Source organism: Vibrio sp. TRT 2004, from assembly GCF_050113735.1.
Taxonomy (GTDB): domain Bacteria; phylum Pseudomonadota; class Gammaproteobacteria; order Enterobacterales; family Vibrionaceae; genus Vibrio.
In genome coordinates this window covers 166,880-191,190 of the sequence record NZ_JBNJOH010000001.1, presented here as the reverse complement: position 1 = coordinate 191,190, position 24,311 = coordinate 166,880, and the positions used below count along the sequence as shown (strand labels likewise).

Sequence of the window (24,311 nt, the reverse complement as noted above, 5' to 3'; positions counted from 1 at the left end):
ACATCTATTGATCTTTATTCATATTCTTAAAGCACTTCATTGCATAACAATAAACATGAAATTAAAGTCTTATCCAGTATAAATAAATGGTAAACCCGCAGCCATTACTGGAGGTGCGATTCGTTGCGGAGGGGTAACGATTGGTAGTGGTACAGTGAACATCGGTGATGTATATCAGCCTGCGGAAATGTCTGCGTTATCATCTTCATTGTCTTCAATTGAGTCTCAAGCAGCTATTCAAACTAAAGCTCAAAATGCACATTCCTCAGCGAGTGTAACCGAAGTTGGCACTTCGAAAACCGCTCAAATTCCACAAGGTTCAAGTTATTGGCCACCGTATGACTTTACTAAAAGTGAACAACTTGAGCTCGCTAAAGGGTTAGGTGGCATGGGTTCAGCACTTGACTGGGCTGACAATGAATTTGGGGTGTCTGATGCGTTAGTTGATTTGTTGAAAAAGGGTCAAGAATGAAGAAGATACAAATCTCAGGAATTATTTTTTTTGCACTTTTTCTTGCCGGCTATTTGGCAATTGGAGCGCCAGCAGAATTAGCACTCCCCTTTCTACCCTTAGAGCTAAGAGTCAGGTTGCTTGGATACCAATCCTACATTGCATTAGCAATTCTTCCTCCTTTACTCTTAGGAGGTATTGGCATAATGACACATCATTTATGTAAAGTGTATCCATGAGTCACGAACTTCTTCTAAAAATAGCTGGAGAGTCTATGCAAAAGATTTAAGTTTGTGCAAGTCGTCATCCGGTATAGCTGGTGGTTAAAAGTTGGCTACAAGCATTTAAGGTATCAACATACTTGTCCTAATCTGATATGAACGTTCTAGAGCATGGCGAGTGATATAGCTTTTCCCTATAAAATAAATTAGTCATCTCTCGGCTTGACTACAAATGAGTTCCATCAGAGTTTGTGTGGGCTCAGTGAAATTGCCAATTTTAGTGTAGATACCGACCTGACCCAGTTGCTGTTGATTCACCCACAACATTTTCAACCCCGCCCGTTCAAAATGCGCTTTCATCTCTGAGGTATAAGGCATGATCGCATTGGTCATTTTGACCAGAGCAACACTTGCCGAGAGAGAATCAAGCTCATACGTCACTCGCGTATCACAAGCCGCAGCGCTAAATAGTTCGGCCCCTTCCTCCGTTAATACATCCCCATGACGAGCGTGATCGGGAGTAACCTTAACCAGCGGATAGTTCACTGCTTTTTCGACAATATTGTCCTGCTCCAGTAAGGGGTGGTCGGGTCTGACATACCAGGCTTCACGCTCTTGGAATAGGGGGGTAAAACGAACCCGATACTGAGAGTTAATGCCGTTTATTTGATGGCCGACAAACAAGTCAATTTCGTCATTGATCAAGTGGTGTAACATTGACAGACCATTACCAAATTCGACGTGCATCGAGCTGTTTGGAAACTGTCGAGTAAACTCCTCAATCGCCTGCGCCGCAAAGCACTCCCACCAAGCCTCGCCCACACCTAGCTTAACTTTACCACTGCTGCGCATCTTCATATCAGACAACTGATGAATCATCTGAGTGTGCTTCTCTTGTACGTCCTGCACATAACCCAAGTAAACTCGCCCATATTCGGTGAGTTCAACCCCTTTCGACTTGCGAATGAACAAGTCTGTACCCAACTGCTGTTCAAGTTTCTTGATTGCTGTTGTGAGTGATGGCTGACTAATAAAGAGCTTATCTGCGGCAGCCTTGATACTCCCCTGGCGGGCCACTTCGTAAAAATAGCGAGACTGTTTATCCATGCTCAACCTCTCCTTAGAATAGAGGTGTCAGAGTAACTTTTGATATTGATTTTTTCTATATCAAAATTCAAATAATCAATTATTTTTGTCGCCAAAAATTCGCTATATTTCCCTCAACAATTCGAATATTAGGGCAACAAAATGGACAAACGTTGGTGGCATAACAGTGTGGTGTATCAAATCTATCCACGTAGTTTTTGTGATTCAAATGATGATGGGATCGGTGACCTTCAAGGCATCATCAGTAAACTAGATTACCTGCAAAATCTGGGGATTGACGTGATCTGGCTTTCTCCAGTTTATCAATCTCCGATGGACGACAACGGCTACGATATTTCAGATTATCAGGCCATCGCTCCTGAGTTTGGCACCATGGACGACATGCGAGCACTCATTGAACAAGCCAAACAGCGTGGTATCCGCATTGTAATGGATTTAGTAGTAAACCATACTTCGGATGAACATCCATGGTTTGTCGATGCAAAGCAAAGTGCTGACAGCAAGTATCGCGACTTTTACATTTGGCGAGATGCGAACGCAGACGGCACGCCACCAAGTGATATCGGCTCTATTTTCGGAGGTAGCGCTTGGCAGTGGGACGAGCACAACCAGCAATACTACTTTCACCTATTCTCAAAACGCCAGCCTGACCTTAACTGGGAAAACCCGCTACTTCACGAACACATCTTTGCGATGATGAACTGGTGGATTGACCAAGGTATTGGCGGCTTCCGTCTTGATGTCATCGATCTGATTGGTAAGGAGATCGATAAAGGTATTACAGGGAATGGTGAACGTCTACACCCACTGTTACAACAAATGAATCAAGCCACCTTTGGCAGCAAAGACCTTCTAACGGTGGGAGAAACTTGGGGAGCAACACCTGAAATTGCCAAATTGTACAGTGACCCCGCAAGGCAGGAATTGTCCATGGTATTCCAGTTTGAGCACATTACACTGACATGGCAAGACGGCGATAAATGGCAGCCCATCCCACTCGACCTAAATAGGTTTAAGCAAGTTCTCACCAAATGGCAGGTCGAACTCAACAACCAAGGTTGGAACTCACTGTTTTGGAACAATCATGACTTACCGCGTGTTGTGTCTAAATATGGATGCGACAAACAATACCGAGTTGAATCAGCGAAAATGTTGGCAACCACGCTGCACTTTATGAAAGGGACACCTTATATCTATCAAGGTGAAGAGATTGGCATGACCAATGTAGCCTTCGATACCATCGACCAATATAAAGACATCGAAACGCTCAATTTTTACCAAGTGAAAACCGAATCAGGTACAAGTCACGAGCATATGATGGAGGCAATTCACCAAAATGGTCGTGACAATGCTCGTACACCGATGCAATGGAATAACGACAATCAAGCGGGTTTTACCAACGTGACACCTTGGATTGCAGTCAATCCAAACTATCTACACATTAACGTGGCAGATGCCCTTGCCAATCATGATTCAATCTTTTATCACTACAAACAGCTAGTATCTTTGCGTAAAACCCACCCTGTCATCGTCTACGGTGATTTCATTCCGCTGCTCGAACAACATCCGCAAGTGTTTGCCTATGAGAGAAAAGATGATCAACAACACTTTGTGGTCGTCAGTAATTTTAGTGCCGAGAGGCTAATCGTCCCATTACCAAGTCACCTGCAAAGTCGTAAGGTAACCACCTTGATTACCAATAGCGCGGCACTTACTGAGTTAGGGAACTCACTCACGTTGAGCCCGTATGAATCTTTTGCCCTAGAGCTTTAAAAAAACACCGGACACGTGTCCGGTGTTGTTCTTTTCAATCATGTCCTTACCAAGACAGTATCTGTTCGACTTGCTCAATCGTTGCTTCTGCGGACTGATAATCCACTTGCAGCTCTATAATTCCTTGCTCGTTGGCAACAAACAGTGAAGGAAAGCTGTTGCCACCGATACTACGAGCAAACTCCAGCTCTTGAAGAAACTCTTGGTTAAGCTCTGCTGAGAAAAAATCCACTGCAAATTTTGCCGCATCCAGCCCTATGTTGGCTGCAAGAGAGAGTAGAACCTCATTGTCACTGGGGTTTCTTGCCTCTAGGTAATAAGCGTGTTGAATCGCACTCAACATAGCTTGCTCAGCTCCTTGCTTGCGAGCGGCAAGGACAGCCCGACATGACGGATAGGTAGAACGACGAGGCGTATTCTTTTGCCAGAAATCATAGTTAAACTCTGTACCAAGAAAATCCTCTATTTTCTTCCAATATGAGGCGATTTGGCGTTGCATCTCTTCTGGCATCGGCTGGTCGGAATCCGGTGCCAAACCACCGAGTACGTAGTGTATCTCTATCTTGCTTTCGAGCTGTTGCGATACTTTCTGCCACACGGGTTTATATCCCCAACACCATGAGCACATGGGATCATAGACATAATAGAGTTTGTTGTTGGTCGACATATTACCGCTCCTTCGGTGAGCTCTTAGATAGGGTGTTAGAGTGAGACTACACAGCTTGTCTCTCGATTACCACAAATTGGTAAACTGGCTTTGCATTGCACGACTCACTGGCAGCTTTTCTCCTCCAATCACAACCACCATCTTACCGGTAATGACTTTTTTGACCTTTTCAACCGCCGACACATTCACAATCGTTGAACGATGAATCTGCCAAAACTGCTGCGGATCTAACTGCTGCAATAACTCTCTCAGCGAAGTTCTCAACAAGTACTCCACCTTTTTATCGCCCTCTTTGGCAAAAAGAGACACGTACTTGTCCTCAGCTTTAAAAAAGAGGACATCACTCGCTGCGATAAGATGAATGTCGTCCCCTCTGCTGGCACGCAACCAACTCAAATAAGTCGGCTTCGCTTGCTGACTTATCTGCTGAATCTGATCAAGCAGCATCGACATATTGGGCTGTAAAGGTGGTACATTGGTGTTAAGCCTCACTTTAAGCTTGGCGATACATTGCTCTAACCGCTTCTCTGACAAAGGTTTGAGTAAATAATCGACAGCATTAGTCTCAAAAGCCTGTAAAGCATACTCATCGTATGCCGTTACGAAAACAATCTGAGTCTCAGTATCGCTCTTATCCAGTATCTTGGCAGCGGCCATCCCATCAAGCTGAGGCATTTTGATATCAAGAAAGACCACGCTTGGCTTATGCTGTTCAATAAGTTGCAATGCTTCCTGACCATTTTTGGCCAGGCCAACTATCTCTAGTTCCGGCCAGCACTCCCCCAACAGCTTGTTTAAATGATGCCTTAACAATGGTTCATCATCAGCGATAACCGCACTGTGCGTTATGGTATTCATCGTGCTCCCTGCTTAAAGTGTCAATTTATCGATAGGGATCTGAATCACGGCCTTAACCCCTCCGGTTTCAACTTGTCTAATCGACAGGCTAGCCTCATCACCGTACAACGCTTTAACTCGCTCTCGTGTGTTCTCCAGCCCAATGCCATGACCATCTTTAGTCGCAACATTGCCCAAGCCCACTCCGCTATCTGTCACTTCAATGTTGATCATTTGATTTTGCTGCGATATTTCGATCAACACTTCACCGCCTTCCGCTTTGGGCTCAATTCCATGCTGAATAGCATTTTCGACAAGGGGTTGCAGTAACAAAGGCGCTAATGGCAAAGCATGATCGAGCAAGTTATTTATCTGATAACTGAGCCGTTCACCCAAACGAATCTGTTGAATAGCTAAGTAAGCATCAACCAGATTGAGCTCTGCTTCCAACGTCGAATGAGACTGGCGACTGTTGTGCAGCGTTCCTCGCAACAGCTCGGTTAACTTATCCAACATATGCTGAGCAGTTTTTGGATCATGGCTAATCAACGCATTTACATTCGCCAATGTATTGAATAGAAAATGAGGTTCAATTTGACTCTGTAGCTGTCGTAACTGACTTAAAACCAGTGCTTTTTCTTGCTCAGACTGGATGCGTTTCGCGGTTTCTAACTCTTTTTGCGCCAGTAACTTTTGCTCATGAGTATAAAAATAAAAGAAGCAGGTCACGGAGAAGATAAAACCAAGTACCATCACGGGTTTGAGCTGGCTAAGGTCGGCGAATCGATCATAAATGCTTAGCCACCAGTAGGCATTCATCGTACCAAATACCATAGCGCCTGCCAGCGATATCGCGGTTACTACACGATTGGAGAGCTGTGGAAACCACCAGCTAAGCAACAATGATCCAATCACTGAGCTATAGCCATAACCCAGGCTGATCGCCAGATGCTCATTGTAAGGACTCGACCAAATCGACTGAGTAACGAACGCAATAACCGCACAAAAAATCGTTGTGTAGCCAAAACTTTTGATTGCGTTCGAAGCATAAGTGACGGAATTATTCATCAAAACTTCCCTCTCAGGTTAAGAAAAATCATACGCTTATCTAGTAGATTTGCATACAACGAGTCTTGATTTCCTGTCATAAAACGAGCCGCAACTTCCGCGAATAGTGAAGCGCTTCCCGAATCATACATCAGGTACTCGATCCATTGCGTGGCGATGACCCCCTGATCTTGTGGTGAATAGAGTAGATCGAAGGTTGGCGTGAGTTTATCAAACCATAATAGCTGTCGAGTCCAAGGCCAATGGCTCCATCCAGTCGAGTTCATTGACCAGTGAATCATCAGGTTGTGTTGCACTAGATTGGCGTGATTGAGCCCTTGTGCGTAGGAGGATGTTAACGGCGCGAGCATGGCATCACTATTAAGCAATTCCACTCTCTGATAAGCCTCCTGCCAGTCGCTATTGCTCCAGCTACGACTGTCAAACCAATATTCAACGATGACATTATGACCTGTTGCATTAGCCCAATTAAGCCCCAATAACGCTTGATAACCGTCGTTGTACTCTTCAAGCGTCACTGGGCTATTTTGTTCATTTTGACGGTAGCCAAGGTAGTGGTTTTGATAAACAGCCGAGCCATGCAGGGACCAAGCTTCATCCACAACTGTGACCAAAGAGCCCCCTAACACGCCATGGCGAACATCATCGTAATAAGCAAGCATCTGCCATTCGTTATCACCACTCAGCACATATCGCCGAATCCCTACGCCTTGTTGTTCAGAAGCTTGTTCGAGATCACTGCTCTGCTGTTTGGTCCACGAAGAATCGGTGTAGTAGAGACTCCACTCTCCTGCTGAGTCAAAATACGACGCCATTGCAGTGCCTGTCCCCTCTTCAACCTGAATTCCAACAGGGTTACGTCGGTAGGGTTTGAAAAGGTCGAGCGGTCTGTAACCATAGCCGACGCCCCAGTCTAACCTGACTTTACCGATCGTCAGATCCACGGGCTGAGAAAAAAGTTCCATACTGCCCTGCCAAAACAGTTCTTGTGCGATCAATTCACCTTGATAGCTCTGCGTCGAGTCCGAACTGTAAATTTGGCTTCCTTTGGCCGCTAACAATCCCGTCACTCCGTATCCTTCAAATTGGACGTCGACAACGGCATCGATCTCTTCAGTACTCGCTGAATCCGCAGACCCGAGAAGCTTTGAATGTCGATGTTGAGCAGAACTGCCACTTAGAGTCATATCCCAATCAAATTCAAACGGCTGACTGTTTGCCGAACACGCCACCCCTATCAATGCTATAGCCACAACAGATGTTTTCATCTACAACTCCGACAAAGCATTTCGCGTGAGATAAGCAGGGTTATAGTATTTATCGTCTAACTCAAACGGCGTGATCTCTTGATACTCAATCACCGTTTTCTTCGCTGGCTGAATTTGATCGAGAAGCGTCATAGCAACCACGCGCTGTTTACCTTCCCTTTCTCCGGACGTAAACCAAGCCTGTTTGGCCAGTTTACCCGAGTGTAGGTACAGATCCGCTTTGATCGGAAAGTCATCACTCTCATTGAGCCACAGGTCAATTTTGGCGTAGCTTGCGCCTTTAGTTGTCGCCCTTAAGCGCAAATAGTTGACCGAGCGAGCCTGACCTTCGATTTCCATCTGCTCAGGTTTGACAAATGTCGCCTGATAATCCTCACTCCAGGTCAAGGTTGATATATCTCCAACCGACGCTTCTCCAAGCAGTTTTTGCATCGGAGTAATCCGAATGGGTCGACGACTCTTAGGCATCACTAACCAGTAGTTATCTCCCAACATCAACATTTTCTGTCCCGCTTCAACTTGGGATTTAAACAGCACCAACGACTCCCGTTTCTCACGAGTGTATACGTTGTATTCGCGAGTTTTATCTAATTCCCCATTCTCATACAGACTGACCAGAGAAACGACCTTAGCTGAGTCAGAATCCAGCCGATAGTGATCCGCGTTTTTCACCATGGTTTCAACGTCTTTAGCCATTGATGAACTGGCCGACAAGGTGAGTAACAGCGCCATTGTGGCTTTAATCAAAGTATTAAACATAGATAAGGGCCTCCGTAATAGGCTTTTTAACGCCTTTTGATGCGGACAACCAAGCGGCGACGACACAAATAATGAGTACGCCTAGCGCTGTCATTGTCAGAAGTTCTGGCGAGAAATAGATGTTAAGTGGATAGCCTTCGGTTCGCCCCGGTGGGGGTGGCATTTGTACATCAACCACCATAAGCAAACCGCTGACCAGTAAACTCAATACTCCACCAATCATAGAGCCGATCACGGCAAGCAGCGCGGCCTCTCGAACAAAACCAGAAACGATCTCATTGGGATAAGTCCCTAATGCGGATAAGGTGCCGATCTCGCGAGTGCGTTCTGTCACGGACATTGTCATTGTGTTAAACAGAGCAACGAATACAACCAAAGCCATGACCGCGCCCATGATGCCAAAAATTCGGTCATATAGGTCTTTGACTTTGCTGTAGAAAAACGCCCTTTGCTGCCAAGGTGTCACCTCTAGCGGCTGAGCTAAGTTCATTTGAGATAACTGCTGGTTAACCCAAAGCGCCATAGACTCGGTTTGTTTAGTATCAAACAAAAACACCGACAAGGTACTCACTTTGTTGCTGTTCAGCAGTTGCTGCGCAGAATCGATATGAAGATACAACTGACGTTTATCGAGCTCAGGAACGCCGGTTGAATAGATGCCGCGAACTTTATAATCATAGGCATTGAGCGCACCATCACTGGTTGTGGCGAGTAAAGTGACCCAGTCACCGGTTTTGACACTGAGGTTACGCGCCAAATCGATACCAAGCATCACTTCTGGTTCGCTCGGTTCGTACCGAGATGATTGGGTACTCGAAAGCGTTTTACCTTCTCGAACATCAAGAAAGGGACCTTTCATATCGAACTCGCGTTCATTAACGCCAGTGCCAACAAAAATCGTCGATTTGCTGCCATTCGACACTAGGCCTGTAAATTCTACGCGGGGTTGGACTCCACGAACCTTATCACTGGCCAACAAACGAGTGGTTAGAGCCCCTCCATCTGCAATCCCGTTTGCCAGAGGCATATCTTCATCTTGCTCGAAATATCCCGGCTGACTTATGGTGAGATGCCCAGTATCTCTTGCGGTTGATTCCTTAAGTGAATCATAGGTATAGAGGCCAAACCCACCCGCCGATGTCAGAGCAAATATAGCGATAGCAACAATCAATATCGACAGTACGCTACGACGTTTGTTGCGTTGTAGGTTTAGATAAGCGATTCGAATCGAACCAGGGATCAGCTTGCCCATTTGACTGGCTCCTTGTTAACTGTTCCATCAAGCAAATCGATGCTTCGATCGCACTGAATAGCCATGCGTGGGTCGTGAGTGGCGACAATGAATGTGGTGCCTAACTGATGGCCTAGGTTTTTCATCAAATCAATCACGACCGAAGCGGTATGGCTATCCAAGCTTGCGGTTGGCTCGTCGGCTATCACCATTTGCGGCTTATGTACCAGAGCTCTCGCGATCGCAACGCGCTGTTGCTGGCCTCCTGACAAGTTGTCAGGTCTATGGTTGGCAAATTCCGCTAACCCAACTTTTGCGAGAATCGCTTGAGCCTGTTTCTTTTGCTCGGCTTGAGAAAACCCATTGAGCATAAGTGGATAGGCAACATTTTCCCAAGCCGTCATTACTGGGATCAGGTTGAACTTTTGAAACACGAAACCAAGCTGGTGACGACGCATTTGAGCCGCTTTGAGCGGATTTTTGGGATAAGGTTGGCCGGACAACTCGACGATTCCTTGATAATCCATGTCGAGAAGACCAAGGATATTAAGCAAAGTACTTTTGCCTGAACCAGAGGGACCACAGAGTGCAACCATTTCTCCCTTGGCAATCTGACCACTGACTTCGCTCAGTGCGTTCACTTGCTGCTGACCAATGCAATACTGCTTACTGATTTGCTGGAAGTTAATCATAACGCCACCTTAAGCTGCTGAATCAACAAGGGCTTGCGCCTGAAGAGTCAATGGATGTTGCGGCGCTTTTGCTTGCATATCTGATATCCATTGCTGTGCCTGATGCTTATCTTCCGCTCGAAGTGCAGCACGTATTGCGTAGAGATAAACCCAAGAGATTGCATCGTAGTCCTGCTGTTTAAACGACTCGTCAGCAAGCAGTTCAATATATAAGTCGTAGCCTCGTTCGAAGTGATTGAACATATCGGGAAGCGAAGTGAACGTCGCACCTGCAATCGATCTAGCCAGTAATGACTCTGGCAGTCCCTGACGAATCTGTTGCTGTTCAATTGGCGTCGATTGGCTGGCTAATAGATCGAGCCCCTTACTGATCGTCGCAAGCCCCTGCTCCGTGTATTTCATCTTGTTCCACGGCATATAAGCATCACGGCCCATTAATGTCTGGGTACTGCCCAAGTAGACAAGGCTCAGCGGATCAGCACCATGCTCTGCAATCTGCTGCTCTAACTGCTGGTGAACTTGCTCCACTTTGTCTTCGTCACCTTCCGCTGCCAAGTTGTATTCGGCGATGACGGCCTCTGTTGGCGTAGAATACGAGGGAAAGGCTGTGAGTAAGCTACATAGAATGAAGCTAGCGAATGTTACTGTTTTCATCTGACTATTCCTTTGATCGTGTGATGGTCAAAGATTACGCTCAGAGAAAAAAGTATTCAGAGCAATGCGACGAACGGCCATTCAAAGGCGTGAATGGCACAAACACGGATTAAATGGCAAGCGGTTGAGGCCAACCTAGGGTGCAGCAGTGGATTTTAGCCACTATGATCGTTAAAGTAGCGACAAAATAAGAATCACCTCTCTGAATAACAAAAACATGCAGAGAAGGTTAGAGCAAAGAGATAACTCCGATGATCAAAGACGACAAAATTATTGCTGATTTAGCAGAACTTGAAGCTTTCCTTATCGCCGTCGAGAGCGGTGTGTTAGAGCTTAAGAATGCCGCAGGCGTTGCCATGGCAACCAACAACCAGGACGGCCGCCGATTCGTTGCTGTACTAGACGATAAGCACCAACTCATTTTAGGCCGTTGGGTTACAGAAGAAGTGTTCCAAACAGGACAAGATTTGGTGCGCAACGGTCCAAGCCGTAAGCACTAAAACCGCACAGTTAGAAATTAAAACCTGTTCATTGAACAGGTTTTATTTTAATGACAAATTAATATCAGTGTTGTGGTGGTGTACCTTCACCATTCGACATCACTACATCGATCTGAACCAAGGCGTCTTGTTGAATTGCCGCGACACCAACAACCGTTCTTGCGGGTAAATCACCGTCAAAGTAACGAGTATAAACGTCATTCACCGTTTCCAGATCCGCAATATCTCGCAACTGAATGTTCACCTTAACAATATCGTCCATAACATGGTTAACGCTTTCAACGATCGCTTTGATGTTGTTTAAGCATTGCTCTGCTTGCTCTCTCACACCACCAGCAACAATCTGGTTTGATTGCGGATCTACAGGCAACTGCGCAGCGATATGGTTGTAATGCGAGAATGCGACTGTCTGAGTGTACAATGGGCTTAACGGCGCCTTCTCAGTATTGTTTGCACGGATCACAATGCCATGTCGATCTTCGACTTCTTGTGGTGGCGTACCGTCACCATGAGAAACAACAACATCAATCTGAACTAACGCTTGCTGCGGTAGTTCTTTTGCAGCGGCTACCGTACGTGCAGGAACATAAGCGACAGTGCGAGCAATCGCTGAATCTGGGAAGAAAGTGCTGTAGACTTCATTCACTGCGTCTAAGTCAGCCAAGTCTTTTAGATAAATTCCCACTTTTACAATGTCGTCAAACGGTACATCAATACTTTCTAGGATTGCTTTCACGTTTTGTAGACACTGTGCCGCCTGCTCTTTAACGCCACCCGCAACGATCTCACCAGTCTGTGGATTGATTGGTAACTGTGCTGACACATTGTTGTAGTGTGAGAATGCAACTGTCTGTGTGGATAGTGAGTGCACTGGTGCTTGCTCTGTATTTCTCGACAGCTTAATCAACGGGCATGGTTCTTGAGGTGCAGTCCCTTCGCCATTAGAAATTAAAGCGTCCATTTGCACTAGCGCGTCACCTAATGGAAGGGCATCAACTGCAACAACCGTTCTTACTGGTAATAGGTTTTGGAAGAACGTCGCGTACACTTCATCAATAGCAGGAAGATCAGACATATCCTTGAGGAAAACGTGAATTTTTACCACATCATCCATAACATGATTAATGCTCTCTACGATCGCTTTAATATTCTCAAGACATTGCTTCGCCTGCTGCTTAATATCACCAGCGACAATATGACCAGTGTTAGGATCGATCGGTAATTGCGCTGAAATATTGTTGTAGTGAGAAAACGCCACACTCTGTGTTGATAATGGGTTAATTGGAGCCAGTTCAGTATTTCTTGAGACCTTAATAATTCCGCCACTCATTTCGATGCTTATCCTTCTATTAAGATTTATTTATATCTTTATTTTGGTAGGGTTTAGTTTTGTTAAATAAGTGGCGAGATAGTATGGCAACAACCCAAACTGGATTGTGACTAAATTCAAATTATGATTTCACTAGACATATACCTAACACTGGATAATTAATCACATCGAGACTAATTATCCGTAAATAGCGACTTTTCCTCATTACAACGACCTAATTCACTCTAGTATTGCGTAATAGGTGAATACATACCCATGGTTAAACTTGCTGATATAAGAAGTTTTCGTTCGTTTCTGATAGCGCACTCACAACAAACTGACCGATAAGCCTACGGAAGCGTGTTTCTACTGCTAATTATCTCGCTAGAATTGCATAAACTTTTCATGCTCGATAGCGGTTTTCCATCCGAGCGATTTGCTGACTATCGATTTTGTGTTGCTGCATAACTTCTACCGTTCAACCAAAGAAAAGGGCAAAGCGATGCTCTGCCCTGATTAAAGAATTAGTTTCGAGAATTACTTGGGTAAAATGACTTGGTCAATAACGTGAATGACACCGTTGCTAGCTTTGACGTCAGTCGCAACCACATTGGCATTGTCAACCATGACGTTACCGTCCACCACTTTGATCATCACATCTTGTCCTTGCACAGTGGTTGCTTTGTCCAATTTGACAACATCAGCCGCCATTACCTTTCCTGCAACAACATGGTAAGTAAGCACTGCGACCAACTTATCTTTGTTCTCTGGTAGAAGTAACGATTCCACTGTGCCTTCTGGCAACTTAGCAAAGGCTTCATCCGTTGGTGCAAAGACGGTGAATGGGCCATCGCTCTTTAACGTGTCGACCAAGCCAGCTGCTTTGACTGCCGCGACAAGCGTAGTGAATGAGCCGTTTTCGACCGCTACATCAACAATGTCCGCTTTCATACCATGGTTGTGTGCTTGTGCTGGCAACATAAACGTGAATAACGCGATTAAAGCTACCGTAAGTGAAATTGTATATTTAAACATGAGTCCATCCTTTAAGTGAGGAGCGATGCTCCATTTAGCTGTTGTCTTGCTCACTAATGTCTACGCAACGGATTTGTAAACAGATCATTTTTATAAATCTCAACCGCTAATACTCTAAACAACAGTTTTCACTCAACTTATGACCTATACTAGAAATGAAACTTGGTAATAATGTGTGCTTATGGATATCAACTTATTGCTTAACCGCGAATACTTAACAAGCCACGACTTCTATCGTGATTTGATCGACTTTTTGGTTGTAAGAGCCAAGTCGGAGATAGGTTATCTGCATTTCTTTAACTCAGGGACAGAGGAAATCTCCCTTAATGTTTGGTCTAGTAGCGTGCTAGAAGGGTGTCATTCCAGCCATGAAACACATTACCCTCTTTCCGCCGCAGGCATATGGGCAGATAGCATACGAATGATAAAACCTGTTATCCATAATGACTATCACGCCAACTACAGCTCTCCAGATTCTCTACCGGAAGGACATATTCAACTGGTTCATCACTTCAGTCTGCCGATTTTACTTGATGAAGAGGTCGTCGCGGTGGTCGGGATTGGCAACGCTTCGTTTCCCTATCAAGAAGTATTTGTTAACGAATTTCATCTTTGGATCAACGAGTTATGGCCTAAAATACGGTTCAAGACTCAACAGATTGAATCATCAAGCTTGTCAAACCAACAGGTATTCGAATCTCACTCCTCTTACAAAATCATGACCGATATGCTTGGTGCAATTTCAAGGGCGTTGGAGATTCGAGACGAATATACCTCGTCACACCAACGAAACGTAGCCTACATTTGCTCACTCATCGCCACTGACCTATCGCTTGAGGAACAACAAAGGGAAGGACTCGTGATTGGCGCATTAGTACATGATATCGGCAAAATTGCTATCCCATCTCAAATACTCAACAAGGCAGGAAAGTTAATGCCCGCTGAAACGGCCCTGTTGCAAAACCACGCCCAAATTGGTTCGAGTATATTTAGTCACGTCTCATTTCCCTGGCCTATCTTAAAGATGATCGAACAGCACCATGAAAGGCTAGATGGCTCCGGATATCCCAATGGCCTCAAAGGATCACAGATCGTCATGGAGGCTCGAATCATAGCCGTTGCGGACACGTTTGATGCGATGGCGAGTGACAGACCTTATCGCAAAGCACTGGGGGCTCAGCGTGCGATTGATACGCTGGTTGCAGGAAGAAATACCCTTTACGACCCTTATGTCGTCGACTCGTTGTTAAGATGCCTTGAAGTGGATGCCACGTTAGGCGGCAGGTACACCCCGACTCAACCTGTCATTTCTCACTGAGGGCATATTGCCAATACCGTGCGTTACGCAGTGGGCAATGGGATCAGATCCTCTATTGCTCTAAGCGATGTCGAAGAAGCAAAAAATAACGGACCCTCAACCTGTGTCACTCGCCAGTCTGTTGCACTACCAGAACCACTATAAGGGCAGACACTATAAGGACAGACGCCATAAAAACTTGGTGACATCAAAGAGACTCATAACCAAAGGCCCCATATCCTTCAAGGAATATGGGGCCTTTGCAAGTCGAGGCTATTGAGGTCTTTTCAGCGGTTTAACCACACTGTCGAGGCCTTCAATCTTCAGCACTAAGCACAACTGCATAAGTTCGCCGAGTTCCCCTTCAGGAAACTGCTTTTTGTTGGCAAACCAAAGCAAATATTCTTCAGGCAAGTCAATCAATACTCTGCCTGCGTACTTTCCAAAAGGCATTTGCATACGTGCAAGTTTAAGCAAGTTTTCTTTTTCTAGCATAAGACTGAATAAACAATGTATTAGAGCCGTAGGGTAACACCGATTATTTAACTCGGATAGCAGTGCCTTAATCAAACGTTAGGATGGACAGTATGGGCGTACTCAACAACCACTTGATTGCCTTCAATATAGGCATTTTGTATTTCACCATCAACGCTCATACGGCTTTGTAGGTAGACCACTTTTGGGCCGTTCTGATTGTCTTCTTTCAATGAGGGGACAACGTTTTGAGGTTCGATGCGTAACAAGCGGCAAAAATGACTAATAAACGACATGGTTAACGGCGTCTCGCCACGTAGCACCTGAGAAAACGTCAACTGATTCATACCGAGTTTCTTAGCAAACTCCATCTGTGTCAGGCGCATTTTTGATTTCTGAGACATCCAGATTTGATACAGCGCCTCTCGGTCTCTATCTGTGAATTCCATGTTTGGTCCTTGTGTAACTCTATTTAATTAATTGTCAGTCTTTTCATACAAGGCGTTGTCAGCGCGGAGTTAGCGAAAATCAAAGGTTCTGTTTCGTCTATGGGCATAGCGCTATTTGATGGAATCAGGCTTACCCATTAATTCATTGACAAAGCAAATCAATCAACTGGAATAAGTTGGTATTTTTAATAAAACGATCTAGGTAAGAAATAGATAATTCGCAAGTCAAATTATCAGCAACTTATTCAATTCGAGAATGCAATTCCATATTCATTCGATGCCGTGGATTTTGCGGATTCCTTTGGCTACATTCTTCCCGCTCAATTATCACTTCAGGCAAACTATCCGAAAGGTTAGGACGCAAAGCCACCGGTCTGTCGACGTTTAATGTCTATGATAGCGGGGCTGCCGCTTGGTCTAGTCACCAAGTGTTTTCGCGTGCCGGAGTGCTATCTTAACTGTCAGTTATAAAAAAGGACAAATGATGCACAAACTGCCAAACAAATCCCTCATCGCCCTCGCTTTGATCAGCGTCAGTGGCGCGAGTTACGGTCACGGTTATGTCTCTGCATACGAGAATGGTGTCGCAGAAAGTCGCGTTGCACTGTGTAAATTCCCAACCAGTGACACCAATGAGAAGAACACCAACTGTGGTGCCATTCAGTATGAGCCGCAAAGTGTCGAAGGCCCAGATGGCTTCCCTGAAGCGGGTCCAAGCGATGGCAAAATTGCCAGCGCAGCCACTACCCTAGCGGCGGCTTTAGATGAGCAGACCGCTAACCGCTGGGTAAAACGTCCTATTCATTCTGGAACTCAAAATTTTGAATGGACATTTACCGCAAATCATGTGACTAAAGATTGGAAGTACTACATCACTAAACAAGGATGGAATCCAAATCAGCCACTTGCCCGTGAATCATTTGATTTAACGCCTTTCTGTGTGGTTGATGGTGGCATGGCTCAGCCTCCAAAACGTGTCAGCCACCAATGTAACGTACCAACACGTGAAGGATACCAGGTTATCTTAGCGGTTTGGGACGTAGGCGATACTGCTGCGTCATTCTACAACGTAATAGACGTTCAATTTGATGGTGACGCACCCGTAGTTCCAGACTGGAGTCAGTCAGGCCAAATCAACCCAGGACTTAACCTAAATATTGGCGATAGTGTCTACACCCGCGTATTTGATCAAAACGGTGAAAATGTCTCTTACAGTACTGAATTAGTCATAGAAACCGCTGAACAAGGTCAGGCAAATAACTGGTCTTACGCGCTAGCGTCTAAGATCAATCAAGAGCAAAGCCAAATTCGAGCTGGTCAGTTGAATGATCGAGGTGAGTTTACTCCTGTCTATGGTACAAACCCTGTATACATCAAAGCAGGTTCCGGCTTAAATAGCGTTGAGATCGGCTATAAACTTGAAGCACCAGAGCCAGATTATCGCTTAGATGTTATAGGGCTGGAAGATGAATACCTAATTGGTGATGCCGCAACACAAATCAACCTAACACTTGAAGCAACTGGCGACCTTAATGCAGAGCTCACTGTGTTCAATCATCACCGTGAACCTCTGGCATCCTACACTGCGCCACTGGCTGACGGAGAACTGAGCAACACGACTCTAACGCTGTCAAAGTCTGAAGCCGGACATCATATGCTAGTGGTCGTGATAAAAGACCAGCAAGGCAGTGTCGTTGACCAGAATACGCTTGATTTTCACCTGATTGAAGAGGCAACACCACCACCATCCGATGATTATGACTATGTCTTCCCTCAAGGCATGGAGAACTACACTGCTGGCACAAAAGTACTTGCTGTTGATGGTGGCATTTACCAGTGCAAACCGTTCCCATATTCAGGTTACTGTGTTCAGTGGTCGCCTTCTGCAAACCACTATGAACCAGCAGTAGGCTCACACTGGCCTTCGGCTTGGGACAAGCTAAACTAACCAGTAAAAAAAGCGGATGCCATGGCATCCGCTTTGCTACTTTTCAATTCAGGGTTTTAGAACCATCCTAGAACCAATCGTTTAACCCAGTCGAGCAACTTCTTGAACAGGCCACCCTCTTCAACATCTTGTTGAGCGATTAGAGTAGCGCTTGCCACTTGTGTACCTTCAACACTGTAGATCACCTCTCCTACCGCGTCGCCTTTTCGAATAGGTGCTTCTAGCTCACCTTTGTACTCGATTTCGGCCTTGAGCTTATTAGCATCTCCTTTAGGCAAGGTAATCATTACCTGTTCAGATACCCCAACAGGTACAGAGTCCTGACGTCCCATCCATACCTTGGCTTCAGCTAATGTGTCACTCAGTTTGGTCGGTGAAACTGTATCGAAGAAACGGAATCCATATGAGAGTAACTGTTTACTTTCTGACTCTCGACTTTTAGTGCTGGTAGAGCCCATAACCACAGAGACTAGGCGCATTTCACCGTTGGTGGCAGACGTTGCCAAACTGTAGCCAGCTCCACTGGTATAGCCGGTTTTCATTCCGTCAACATTGAGGCTGCGATCTCTCAATAATCCATTTCGGTTGTACTGCGTAATGCCGTTATAGGTAAAGGCTGTTTCACTGTATAACGGATAGATATCGGGTAGATCTCGAATGATCGCTTGGCTAAGAAGTGCAATATCGCGTGGCGTAGAATAAAGCCCTTGGCTATCCAGTCCATGTGGATTGGTAAAGGCGGTGTTATCTAGCCCTAACTTTTGCGACCAATTGTTCATCAAGCTCACAAACGCGTCTTCACTACCAGCCACATGCTCCGCAATCGCGACGCTAGCATCATTACCCGACTGAACGATCAAGCCACGATAAAGATCCATCAATTCAACGTTTGTTCCCACTTCGATAAACATTTTCGAAGAGTCAGGAAAATTTTTCGCCCATGCCTTAGCACTGATTTTTACCTGATCATTCAAAGAAATATTACCGCTTTTTACTTCTTGTCCCGCAACGTAAGCCGTCATCAATTTAGTCAAGCTCGCAGGATTAAGCTTCTGATCGGCATTTTTTTCCACTAGAACGGTACCAGTGTTGTAGTCAATCAGAATATAGCCTTTCGCTCCAAGCGCAGGAGGATCGGGAATAATTGTCGGGGCAGAATACGCTCCGAATGAGAAAAGAAGTGTCGGAAGAAGTGCTGTCGATTTTATTAAACGCAATGTCATGATATGCGACGTCTCACTTTAGTTAAATATGGTCGGGTTCAGTATAGACAACCGCCCAACAGTTTCAGCCGCTTTGAAACCAATCGTTACTATTGAGTTATGTTTTTCGCAATTAACGCCGAATCAACCCTGGCGAGAAATAAAAAAACCAGCAGTATTAACCGCTGGTTTTCAATTTGTTCACCTTTAACTTAAGCCAGCTTCATCGCGGCTTGTTTGTTCATCATGCGTTCACGGTGAGAGAACCACAAGTATGTCGCTGCAATCGAGAAGAATAGGTATGAAAGCGCAAACACAAATGGTGAGCTAATAAGCTCTTGTGACATACCCCAACTCACTCCTGCAACTGTGATTGCAATCTTTGAAAACAGACCACAGATAAGAAGAAGTAATGCTAACTGTGGAAAACGGCTGCTTCTAAACGCAAACCAATAACAGCTACCCACAGCCATGGTCGAAATGTAAAGGCCGAGCAAAAATGAATGTAAGTGATCTGCTGATGCTACGCCTGCAGTAATTGAAATCATAAAGAGTATGAATAGTTTCATGTCTTGCCTCGCTTTTTAAACTGCGAAAAAGCTTCCTTTCATTTTTGAAATCTCATTTTGCGTATATTTTCATCGTTTGGCTCGGTAATATCAAGCAGTAATTTGTTGCAAAACTTGTTCAAAAAACAACCAACAGAAAGATGTTAACATCTAGTTACAATACCGATTTCATTAGCCTTAGAGAAAGAAAGGGTTAACCACATATTTAAGAAAAGCCAACTTATGAACATCACAATTCAGTAACATTTGTTTACCTATAAAATTCCTTAAAAATTGTGACTAAACACAGCAAATGCCAGCCACAAAGCAGGCCTTTCGCTAGGCGAAACTTAAGATTGCTCAAATAGACAGATTACAAAGAAAAATAAAGGCCAATTTAAGTGTGAGCTTAACCACTGTTCCCAATTTTCCAGCTCGAATCACAACTTGGGGTCTGATACCTTTGCGCAACCCATTTTTAGGTCACACACACCATGCCTTCCCAGTACCGAATTGATAAAATTGTAGAGATAGGTGACACTCTTCATCGCAGCGGTTGCGCACCGTACAAACTTGAAAAGTACACTCAATTTTATGCACGTAAACACGGCGTAGATCTGATGATTCAAGCGACGCCGACGACCGTTAACTATCAGTTTCCTGAAGACAACAATGCTGTTGTAATGAAACGCCACCAGCCTGCATCAATTAATCTCAGTCTGTTGGCTAATACCATTATCCGCATCAATCAACCCAGCAGCGAACCAGTTCCTGAGCCTGTCGGATACCCGAAATGGGTAATCGCATTGGCCAATATGGCTATTCCCCCAGCCTATCTGATGCTAGTGGGCAGTACCATGGAAGCGATAGTGTTCTCCGTATTTTTGGGTTTTGTAGTTTGGCTAACACAGCAGGTGTGTAAAGCTCGTCGCTCCATCGCCGTAGAATTTATTGCCGCCTTGCTCACGGGGATTCTGGTTGCTTTCTTCGCCAAGAATTGAACGCTAACATCCATTGATTCAGCAAAAAGCCCCATTCAAACGTCGCTAACTAAGCGGCTTTTGAATAGGGCTCTTTCCCCTTGTGTTTCATGTTTCTTCTGAAACTTCCTTTGCCTTTTTTCGCTTTTTCTACTCTTGCTCGAAACAGCTTACTGGTCACAACGGCTTTAAGGGCGTTATCTTTTATCTGACCTCGACCGACCTCTAATTCGGTGTCGAGATCCGTGAACTCATGGCTTGAGTCACTTAACTTTTTCATAATCCATTCCTCTGAATGATAGTTTACATACAGCTGGTTTCTGCGCTGTTTCTACTCACATTTTTATCGTTAAGTAGAACAATCAACCAAGCCTTCGAATGTTACACTATTTATGCGCTAATCAGTATTATTTTCGAAATTATACCTAGCGCAAATTTTCCAATGAAAACCCCTATTTATGGCGTGCAAATCCCCTGATTTTTATTGACTTAGTTGCACTTCTCTTTAGACTGGATGCCAGCTAGAAAACGGTTCTTGTTTACTTTCGCCGTTTCGTTGGATGTATGAATATCTACCGTAACGTCGTACGCATTAGCAATCTCCTTTTCCACGCTATCGGTGCCGTATGGCTTTTACAAGATTTATCAAGGATATACATTATGTCTAACACTGTTACTGGTACAGTTAAATGGTTCAACGAAACTAAAGGTTTCGGTTTCATTCAACAAGAAAACGGTCCAGACGTTTTTGCACACTTCTCTGCAATCACTGGCGACGGTTTCCGTACTCTAGTAGAAGGCCAAAAAGTTGAGTTCGTAGTATCTCAAGGCCAAAAAGGTCCTCAAGCTGAGAACATCAAAGTACTTTAATTGTTAAGTACCACAGTTTTTCGATAGCCAGCTTCAAGCTGGCTATTTTTATACCCTAAATATGTCCATACCATTTATCTTCCCTAGCGCTAAACTCTGCTAACGCGCCTCCTATCTCACCCTGCCTGAGAGACACAATTCTTCCTCACAACACCACTCAGTGGATCTTAATTTCTCATTATTAGTTATTGGCATATGCCAAAAACCAATACTATAGTGTCTCTGTCACAAGATAAGGAGTTTACTATGTTATTCGCCATCCCCTACCACGGAGCGTCTGTTCACAATCACTTCTCAAAAGCCCCTCAGATCATGCTTTGGGATAGTAAGGAACAAACCAAGCGCGTGCTTGACTTACCCCCTTCTTCAGCGTGTTGTGAGCGTAAAAAATATTGGCAAAGTATTGTACAGGAGAACAATATCGACGCTGTCATCGTTCGCTCTATTGGAGCCAATATGCTTAACACTCTATTTAAAATGCATGTCACTGTGCTAGCTGCACCGCGCCAATTCGACCTTGAGCAGTTTGATACCAACGTGTTGAAGCCCATTACCGACATTAATTTTGCGCGCCCTTCAGTCAAAAAGCACAACGCAACTTGCTCAGGAGATTGCCCTACTCACTCTATATCAGCGAACAAACAAGCGAGGGCCAGCAAGTTGTCACCTAAGGCGATGAGCCATCTTGCTAAGGTGTTTAAATGCACCACTTACGCGGAGTAATAGCTATGACCTATTTGATTAGCTTTGCTGTTTTTATAACTGTGGTTGGCATGATGGCGATGGGAGTCGTATTAAAACGCCATCCGATACAGGGGAGCTGTGGCGGTCTTGCCACTATAGAGATAGAAAGAGAATGCAACTGCGTAGAAATCTGCGCTCAACATTCGCGCAAATTATACCAAATTGAAGAGCCGAACTCAGTAGGAGCTACTGTTCACTAGCCAATATCAACGCATGACCATGCACTAAGCTCTGCGCTACTTTACTACGTGCACGCTTAACAATATTGGCAAAAGTTTGTCTTGATACCTTCATGAGCGTTGCCGCTTCCAATTGGCTTAAACCATCCAAATCAGCTAGACGCAACGCTTCGAGTTCATCCTCAAATAACTCGATTTTTTCGAGCTGAGAAAGCGGCACCCCATTGGGTTTAAAGCATTCGTAACTTGCTCTGCCACATATGTTTCGCTTTATTTTTGGCCTCGCCACTTTGTTCCCCTTTACGTTTTATGGGCTCAATGTTGCTCTCTAACTTTGCGGTATTTTATGACTATTCACAAACCCAAAAATCATCAACAGTGCGCTATATGTTGCCAGCCTTTTTTCAACCACCATACCAAGATTCACTTTATCGCGATGCCAAACGGTGGTGTACAGGGCGAAATTGTAGCAACAGAAGCTGTTCAAGGCTACCAAGGGGTAATGCAAGGCGGTGCCATTAGCGCTTTACATGATACCGCCATGACTCACTGCTTATTCTCTCAGCATGTCTGTGCTATGACAGCACAACTTGATGTGCGCTTTATACACCCCATTCCTCTCAACACATTGCTTCGAGTTGAAGCGATATGCATAAAACATCGACGTGGATTGTATCTGTTAGAGAGCACTATTTACGTGGATGGTCAGTGCCACTCGAAAGCAGAGGCAAAGTTTATAAGATGCGCCAAGGAGACAGTGACTACGGATAAAACAGATCTGCACTCACGCCATGTGAATGAGTCCCGAATTCCACCTGTGTAATTGAATTAATAAACAATCGGTTATGCTCCCGTTTTCTCGGGGACTGCTGTATAGTGAATTCCATTAACGTTTTACTATAAGAAAAGCCTCAACGGTACACCTATAGTACACTTCAATCATTTGGAACCCTTGAAAATACATGGCTCTTAAACCGACTATCTACAAATTCCGTATTTCACTTTCAGATACCAACCGTGACCTGTATGACTCGACGCAACTTACCGTTGCTCAGCATCCGTCAGAAACCGTTCCGAGAATGATGGCGCGAATTCTGGCCTTCTGTGTTAAATGGCAGCCAGATTTAGCGTTGACCAAAGGCTTGTCGACCACTGAAGAGCCAGACCTGTGGGTCAAATCTTTAGACGACCAAATCCAGCTTTGGGTTGATATTGGAGAGCCTTCGCTCGACAGAATCAAAAAGGCGTGTCGCTTAGCCACTAACGTTGATGTGTTTTCATTTAACAGCAAATCTAATGTTTGGTGGGAACAAACCAAGAACAAGGCACATCAATACAACGCCAATATCTATCAGTTTGAATGGGATGGTATTGAAGCATTATCAGAAATTGTTGAACGCAGTATGGATCTGTCAGTCATGATTACTGGTGAAAGCCTGTTTGTTGATTGTGACAAAGGCTCATTTGAAATCTCATTGAAGAGCTTGCAGTCAAATGACTGAACTTGAGCTGTCGCTTAAAGCCATTGACGCCGACTCTATCCCAGCAATCACACTACCTTGTTCAGCATGGGAGCAGTTTTGCAGCCGCCACGCGTCACTGTTTGCTAAAGCAAGGAGACGCAATCCAGATAAGCCCGCCACACATGGGCTGCTGGGTGTGCTCACTAAAGCCCATATGGAAGAGAGTTCAGCCCTCGAATCACAAATTGCATCGATTCAGGCAATGCAGGATGTATTGGTATCAAATCTCGGACAGGAGCACGCCGATAAATTTGAGCAGCAAGGCATCAAGCAACTTATTCTCGTTACCCATCTGTGGCTCTATCTTCAAGGATATTTGAAGATGGACTTCAGTTTGGCCAATGATCATGCCGGCAATACGGCTCACTTGATCGCGACGCTCAACAAGCAAGACCCTCAATATCTGCGCACTCAGTTTCTCGAAAGCTACTACCACGGCAAGCAACGCGCCGCTGAGAATACTCAAGCGAAATCAGGCCTGATAGATTGGCTGCGTCGCATCTTCGGCAACTCGACTTCATAAAA

General features: G+C 44.9%; 29 protein-coding genes, 1 pseudogene and 1 riboswitch. Of the genes and pseudogenes, 12 read left to right on the top strand and 18 right to left on the bottom strand.

The genetic code is table 11. From position 1 onward, the window contains the following. The first annotated feature begins 154 nt into the window (after positions 1-154). The gene (locus ACQEXR_RS00920) at positions 155-472 is read left to right on the top strand and encodes a hypothetical protein (protein WP_427019592.1); all 318 of its coding nucleotides are present in this window, start codon (positions 155-157) and stop codon (positions 470-472) included. A 410-nt stretch (positions 473-882) separates the two neighbouring features. On the opposite strand, the gene ACQEXR_RS00915 is transcribed toward ACQEXR_RS00920, so the two are convergent. Continuing rightward, positions 883-1,779: a LysR family transcriptional regulator gene (locus ACQEXR_RS00915; protein WP_427019591.1), complete on the bottom strand. Its 897-nt coding sequence runs from the start codon at positions 1,777-1,779 to the stop codon at positions 883-885. Positions 1,780-1,920: 141 nt separating this feature from the next. On the opposite strand from ACQEXR_RS00915, the gene ACQEXR_RS00910 reads away from it, so the two are divergent. Further along, positions 1,921-3,552 (top strand): glycoside hydrolase family 13 protein, encoded by a 1,632-nt coding sequence (locus ACQEXR_RS00910; protein WP_427019590.1) that lies wholly within the window; start codon positions 1,921-1,923, stop codon positions 3,550-3,552. Between the two features lie 46 nt (positions 3,553-3,598). Here the strand turns inward: ACQEXR_RS00910 and ACQEXR_RS00905 are convergent, their stop codons facing one another. The 8 genes from ACQEXR_RS00905 to ACQEXR_RS00870 all read right to left on the bottom strand — a co-directional run bounded on the left by ACQEXR_RS00905 (position 3,599) and on the right by ACQEXR_RS00870 (position 10,728). After that, positions 3,599-4,219, bottom strand: a complete 621-nt coding sequence (locus ACQEXR_RS00905; protein WP_427019589.1) for a DsbA family protein — start codon at positions 4,217-4,219, stop codon at positions 3,599-3,601. Between the two features lie 66 nt (positions 4,220-4,285). Beyond that, positions 4,286-5,077 carry a LytR/AlgR family response regulator transcription factor gene (locus tag ACQEXR_RS00900; protein ID WP_426950023.1) on the bottom strand — a complete coding sequence of 264 codons (792 nt, stop codon included), beginning with the start codon at positions 5,075-5,077 and terminating at the stop codon, positions 4,286-4,288. A gap of 12 nt (positions 5,078-5,089) precedes the next feature. Next, on the bottom strand, positions 5,090-6,124 hold the full coding sequence (locus ACQEXR_RS00895) for a sensor histidine kinase (RefSeq protein ID WP_426950021.1): 1,035 nt from the start codon (positions 6,122-6,124) through the stop codon (positions 5,090-5,092). Continuing rightward, on the bottom strand, positions 6,124-7,392 hold the full coding sequence (locus ACQEXR_RS00890; RefSeq protein WP_426950020.1) for a hypothetical protein: 1,269 nt from the start codon (positions 7,390-7,392) through the stop codon (positions 6,124-6,126). The genes ACQEXR_RS00895 and ACQEXR_RS00890 overlap by 1 nt, the downstream gene beginning before the upstream one ends. Further along, the gene (locus tag ACQEXR_RS00885) at positions 7,393-8,151 is read right to left on the bottom strand and encodes an outer membrane lipoprotein-sorting protein (RefSeq protein ID WP_426950018.1); all 759 of its coding nucleotides are present in this window, start codon (positions 8,149-8,151) and stop codon (positions 7,393-7,395) included. Beyond that, a complete protein-coding gene (locus tag ACQEXR_RS00880; RefSeq protein WP_426950017.1) occupies positions 8,144-9,403 on the bottom strand; it encodes an ABC transporter permease in 1,260 nt (419 codons plus the stop codon). Before ACQEXR_RS00880 ends, ACQEXR_RS00885 begins: the two co-directional genes overlap by 8 nt. Continuing rightward, positions 9,391-10,074 (bottom strand): ABC transporter ATP-binding protein, encoded by a 684-nt coding sequence (locus ACQEXR_RS00875; protein WP_426950015.1) that lies wholly within the window; start codon positions 10,072-10,074, stop codon positions 9,391-9,393. Before ACQEXR_RS00875 ends, ACQEXR_RS00880 begins: the two co-directional genes overlap by 13 nt. Before the next feature lie 9 nt (positions 10,075-10,083). Further along, positions 10,084-10,728 (bottom strand): hypothetical protein, encoded by a 645-nt coding sequence (locus ACQEXR_RS00870; RefSeq protein ID WP_426950014.1) that lies wholly within the window; start codon positions 10,726-10,728, stop codon positions 10,084-10,086. Between the two features lie 251 nt (positions 10,729-10,979). On the opposite strand from ACQEXR_RS00870, the gene ACQEXR_RS00865 reads away from it, so the two are divergent. Next, positions 10,980-11,228 (top strand): hypothetical protein, encoded by a 249-nt coding sequence (locus tag ACQEXR_RS00865; RefSeq protein WP_138970518.1) that lies wholly within the window; start codon positions 10,980-10,982, stop codon positions 11,226-11,228. Positions 11,229-11,292: 64 nt separating this feature from the next. On the opposite strand, the gene ACQEXR_RS00860 is transcribed toward ACQEXR_RS00865, so the two are convergent. After that, positions 11,293-12,558: a Rid family hydrolase gene (locus tag ACQEXR_RS00860; protein ID WP_426950012.1), complete on the bottom strand. Its 1,266-nt coding sequence runs from the start codon at positions 12,556-12,558 to the stop codon at positions 11,293-11,295. A gap of 516 nt (positions 12,559-13,074) precedes the next feature. Beyond that, a complete protein-coding gene (locus ACQEXR_RS00855) occupies positions 13,075-13,572 on the bottom strand; it encodes a fasciclin domain-containing protein (RefSeq protein WP_138970520.1) in 498 nt (165 codons plus the stop codon). A 181-nt stretch (positions 13,573-13,753) separates the two neighbouring features. On the opposite strand from ACQEXR_RS00855, the gene ACQEXR_RS00850 reads away from it, so the two are divergent. Further along, on the top strand, positions 13,754-14,890 hold the full coding sequence (locus tag ACQEXR_RS00850) for an HD domain-containing phosphohydrolase (protein WP_427019588.1): 1,137 nt from the start codon (positions 13,754-13,756) through the stop codon (positions 14,888-14,890). Between the two features lie 252 nt (positions 14,891-15,142). On the opposite strand, the gene ACQEXR_RS00845 is transcribed toward ACQEXR_RS00850, so the two are convergent. Then, complete coding sequence (locus ACQEXR_RS00845; RefSeq protein ID WP_427019587.1) at positions 15,143-15,364, bottom strand: DUF3820 family protein; 222 nt, start codon at positions 15,362-15,364, stop codon at positions 15,143-15,145. Between the two features lie 71 nt (positions 15,365-15,435). Continuing rightward, positions 15,436-15,792, bottom strand: coding sequence for a helix-turn-helix domain-containing protein (locus ACQEXR_RS00840; protein ID WP_138970524.1), 357 nt, complete (start codon positions 15,790-15,792; stop codon positions 15,436-15,438). 325 nt (positions 15,793-16,117) lie between these two features. Further along, a riboswitch (cyclic di-GMP riboswitch) is annotated at positions 16,118-16,205 on the top strand. A 71-nt stretch (positions 16,206-16,276) separates the two neighbouring features. On the opposite strand from ACQEXR_RS00840, the gene gbpA reads away from it, so the two are divergent. Then, positions 16,277-17,740 carry an N-acetylglucosamine-binding protein GbpA gene (gene gbpA, locus ACQEXR_RS00835; RefSeq protein ID WP_427019605.1) on the top strand — a complete coding sequence of 488 codons (1,464 nt, stop codon included), beginning with the start codon at positions 16,277-16,279 and terminating at the stop codon, positions 17,738-17,740. 56 nt (positions 17,741-17,796) lie between these two features. Here the strand turns inward: gbpA and ACQEXR_RS00830 are convergent, their stop codons facing one another. Next, entirely contained in the window at positions 17,797-18,963 is a 1,167-nt protein-coding gene (locus tag ACQEXR_RS00830; RefSeq protein ID WP_138970525.1) for a D-alanyl-D-alanine carboxypeptidase family protein, read from the bottom strand. 191 nt (positions 18,964-19,154) lie between these two features. Further along, a complete protein-coding gene (locus tag ACQEXR_RS00825; protein ID WP_269375044.1) occupies positions 19,155-19,511 on the bottom strand; it encodes an NADH:ubiquinone oxidoreductase in 357 nt (118 codons plus the stop codon). A 473-nt stretch (positions 19,512-19,984) separates the two neighbouring features. Between ACQEXR_RS00825 and ACQEXR_RS00820 the strand changes: the two are divergent. Further along, positions 19,985-20,482: pseudogene (locus ACQEXR_RS00820) on the top strand (hypothetical protein); the annotation flags it as partial. 58 nt (positions 20,483-20,540) lie between these two features. Here the strand turns inward: ACQEXR_RS00820 and ACQEXR_RS00815 are convergent. Continuing rightward, positions 20,541-20,750, bottom strand: a complete 210-nt coding sequence (locus tag ACQEXR_RS00815; RefSeq protein WP_138970527.1) for an alternative ribosome-rescue factor A — start codon at positions 20,748-20,750, stop codon at positions 20,541-20,543. A 209-nt stretch (positions 20,751-20,959) separates the two neighbouring features. Continuing rightward, positions 20,960-21,082 (bottom strand): hypothetical protein, encoded by a 123-nt coding sequence (locus tag ACQEXR_RS00810; RefSeq protein ID WP_269375047.1) that lies wholly within the window; start codon positions 21,080-21,082, stop codon positions 20,960-20,962. Between the two features lie 48 nt (positions 21,083-21,130). Here ACQEXR_RS00810 and ACQEXR_RS00805 point away from each other — a divergent pair, with 48 nt between their 5' ends. The 3 genes from ACQEXR_RS00805 to nqrM all read left to right on the top strand — a co-directional run bounded on the left by ACQEXR_RS00805 (position 21,131) and on the right by nqrM (position 22,284). Beyond that, a complete protein-coding gene (locus ACQEXR_RS00805; RefSeq protein ID WP_038204438.1) occupies positions 21,131-21,340 on the top strand; it encodes a cold-shock protein in 210 nt (69 codons plus the stop codon). A gap of 246 nt (positions 21,341-21,586) precedes the next feature. Continuing rightward, positions 21,587-22,063, top strand: a complete 477-nt coding sequence (locus ACQEXR_RS00800; RefSeq protein WP_427019586.1) for a NifB/NifX family molybdenum-iron cluster-binding protein — start codon at positions 21,587-21,589, stop codon at positions 22,061-22,063. A 5-nt stretch (positions 22,064-22,068) separates the two neighbouring features. Further along, positions 22,069-22,284, top strand: coding sequence for a (Na+)-NQR maturation NqrM (gene nqrM / locus ACQEXR_RS00795; RefSeq protein WP_427019585.1), 216 nt, complete (start codon positions 22,069-22,071; stop codon positions 22,282-22,284). On the opposite strand, the gene ACQEXR_RS00790 is transcribed toward nqrM, so the two are convergent. Then, the gene (locus ACQEXR_RS00790; protein WP_138970529.1) at positions 22,271-22,552 is read right to left on the bottom strand and encodes a DUF134 domain-containing protein; all 282 of its coding nucleotides are present in this window, start codon (positions 22,550-22,552) and stop codon (positions 22,271-22,273) included. The two genes, nqrM and ACQEXR_RS00790, sit on opposite strands and share 14 nt — an antisense overlap. Positions 22,553-22,609: 57 nt before the next feature. Between ACQEXR_RS00790 and ACQEXR_RS00785 the strand changes: the two genes are divergently transcribed. From ACQEXR_RS00785 to ACQEXR_RS00775, 3 genes are all read left to right on the top strand, one after another. Then, positions 22,610-23,086: a PaaI family thioesterase gene (locus tag ACQEXR_RS00785; RefSeq protein WP_427019584.1), complete on the top strand. Its 477-nt coding sequence runs from the start codon at positions 22,610-22,612 to the stop codon at positions 23,084-23,086. A gap of 139 nt (positions 23,087-23,225) precedes the next feature. After that, on the top strand, positions 23,226-23,765 hold the full coding sequence (locus ACQEXR_RS00780) for a YaeQ family protein (RefSeq protein ID WP_427019583.1): 540 nt from the start codon (positions 23,226-23,228) through the stop codon (positions 23,763-23,765). Next, positions 23,758-24,309 carry a hypothetical protein gene (locus ACQEXR_RS00775; protein WP_427019582.1) on the top strand — a complete coding sequence of 184 codons (552 nt, stop codon included), beginning with the start codon at positions 23,758-23,760 and terminating at the stop codon, positions 24,307-24,309. The genes ACQEXR_RS00780 and ACQEXR_RS00775 overlap by 8 nt, the downstream gene beginning before the upstream one ends. Positions 24,310-24,311: the final 2 nt, after the last annotated feature.

Excerpts from the sequence above, each read along its gene's own strand:
- ACQEXR_RS00785 (WP_427019584.1), top strand. The coding sequence starts at position 22,610 with ATGACTATTCACAAACCCAAAAATCATCAACAGTGCGCTATATGTTGC.
- ACQEXR_RS00815 (WP_138970527.1), bottom strand. The coding sequence starts at position 20,750 with ATGAAAAAGTTAAGTGACTCAAGCCATGAGTTCACGGATCTCGACACC.
- ACQEXR_RS00880 (WP_426950017.1), bottom strand. The coding sequence starts at position 9,403 with ATGGGCAAGCTGATCCCTGGTTCGATTCGAATCGCTTATCTAAACCTA.
- ACQEXR_RS00775 (WP_427019582.1), top strand. The coding sequence starts at position 23,758 with ATGACTGAACTTGAGCTGTCGCTTAAAGCCATTGACGCCGACTCTATC.
- ACQEXR_RS00875 (WP_426950015.1), bottom strand. The coding sequence starts at position 10,074 with ATGATTAACTTCCAGCAAATCAGTAAGCAGTATTGCATTGGTCAGCAG.
- ACQEXR_RS00825 (WP_269375044.1), bottom strand. The coding sequence starts at position 19,511 with ATGAAACTATTCATACTCTTTATGATTTCAATTACTGCAGGCGTAGCA.
- ACQEXR_RS00900 (WP_426950023.1), bottom strand. The coding sequence starts at position 5,077 with ATGAATACCATAACGCACAGTGCGGTTATCGCTGATGATGAACCATTG.
- ACQEXR_RS00805 (WP_038204438.1), top strand. The coding sequence starts at position 21,131 with ATGTCTAACACTGTTACTGGTACAGTTAAATGGTTCAACGAAACTAAA.
- ACQEXR_RS00840 (WP_138970524.1), bottom strand. The coding sequence starts at position 15,792 with ATGGAATTCACAGATAGAGACCGAGAGGCGCTGTATCAAATCTGGATG.
- nqrM (WP_427019585.1), top strand. The coding sequence starts at position 22,069 with ATGACCTATTTGATTAGCTTTGCTGTTTTTATAACTGTGGTTGGCATG.
- ACQEXR_RS00890 (WP_426950020.1), bottom strand. The coding sequence starts at position 7,392 with ATGAAAACATCTGTTGTGGCTATAGCATTGATAGGGGTGGCGTGTTCG.
- ACQEXR_RS00830 (WP_138970525.1), bottom strand. The coding sequence starts at position 18,963 with ATGACATTGCGTTTAATAAAATCGACAGCACTTCTTCCGACACTTCTT.
- ACQEXR_RS00915 (WP_427019591.1), bottom strand. The coding sequence starts at position 1,779 with ATGGATAAACAGTCTCGCTATTTTTACGAAGTGGCCCGCCAGGGGAGT.
- ACQEXR_RS00895 (WP_426950021.1), bottom strand. The coding sequence starts at position 6,124 with ATGAATAATTCCGTCACTTATGCTTCGAACGCAATCAAAAGTTTTGGC.
- ACQEXR_RS00870 (WP_426950014.1), bottom strand. The coding sequence starts at position 10,728 with ATGAAAACAGTAACATTCGCTAGCTTCATTCTATGTAGCTTACTCACA.
- ACQEXR_RS00845 (WP_427019587.1), bottom strand. The coding sequence starts at position 15,364 with ATGCTAGAAAAAGAAAACTTGCTTAAACTTGCACGTATGCAAATGCCT.
- ACQEXR_RS00885 (WP_426950018.1), bottom strand. The coding sequence starts at position 8,151 with ATGTTTAATACTTTGATTAAAGCCACAATGGCGCTGTTACTCACCTTG.
- ACQEXR_RS00910 (WP_427019590.1), top strand. The coding sequence starts at position 1,921 with ATGGACAAACGTTGGTGGCATAACAGTGTGGTGTATCAAATCTATCCA.
- ACQEXR_RS00860 (WP_426950012.1), bottom strand. The coding sequence starts at position 12,558 with ATGAGTGGCGGAATTATTAAGGTCTCAAGAAATACTGAACTGGCTCCA.
- ACQEXR_RS00855 (WP_138970520.1), bottom strand. The coding sequence starts at position 13,572 with ATGTTTAAATATACAATTTCACTTACGGTAGCTTTAATCGCGTTATTC.
- ACQEXR_RS00780 (WP_427019583.1), top strand. The coding sequence starts at position 23,226 with ATGGCTCTTAAACCGACTATCTACAAATTCCGTATTTCACTTTCAGAT.
- gbpA (WP_427019605.1), top strand. The coding sequence starts at position 16,277 with ATGCACAAACTGCCAAACAAATCCCTCATCGCCCTCGCTTTGATCAGC.
- ACQEXR_RS00905 (WP_427019589.1), bottom strand. The coding sequence starts at position 4,219 with ATGTCGACCAACAACAAACTCTATTATGTCTATGATCCCATGTGCTCA.
- ACQEXR_RS00800 (WP_427019586.1), top strand. The coding sequence starts at position 21,587 with ATGTTATTCGCCATCCCCTACCACGGAGCGTCTGTTCACAATCACTTC.
- ACQEXR_RS00850 (WP_427019588.1), top strand. The coding sequence starts at position 13,754 with ATGGATATCAACTTATTGCTTAACCGCGAATACTTAACAAGCCACGAC.
- ACQEXR_RS00865 (WP_138970518.1), top strand. The coding sequence starts at position 10,980 with ATGATCAAAGACGACAAAATTATTGCTGATTTAGCAGAACTTGAAGCT.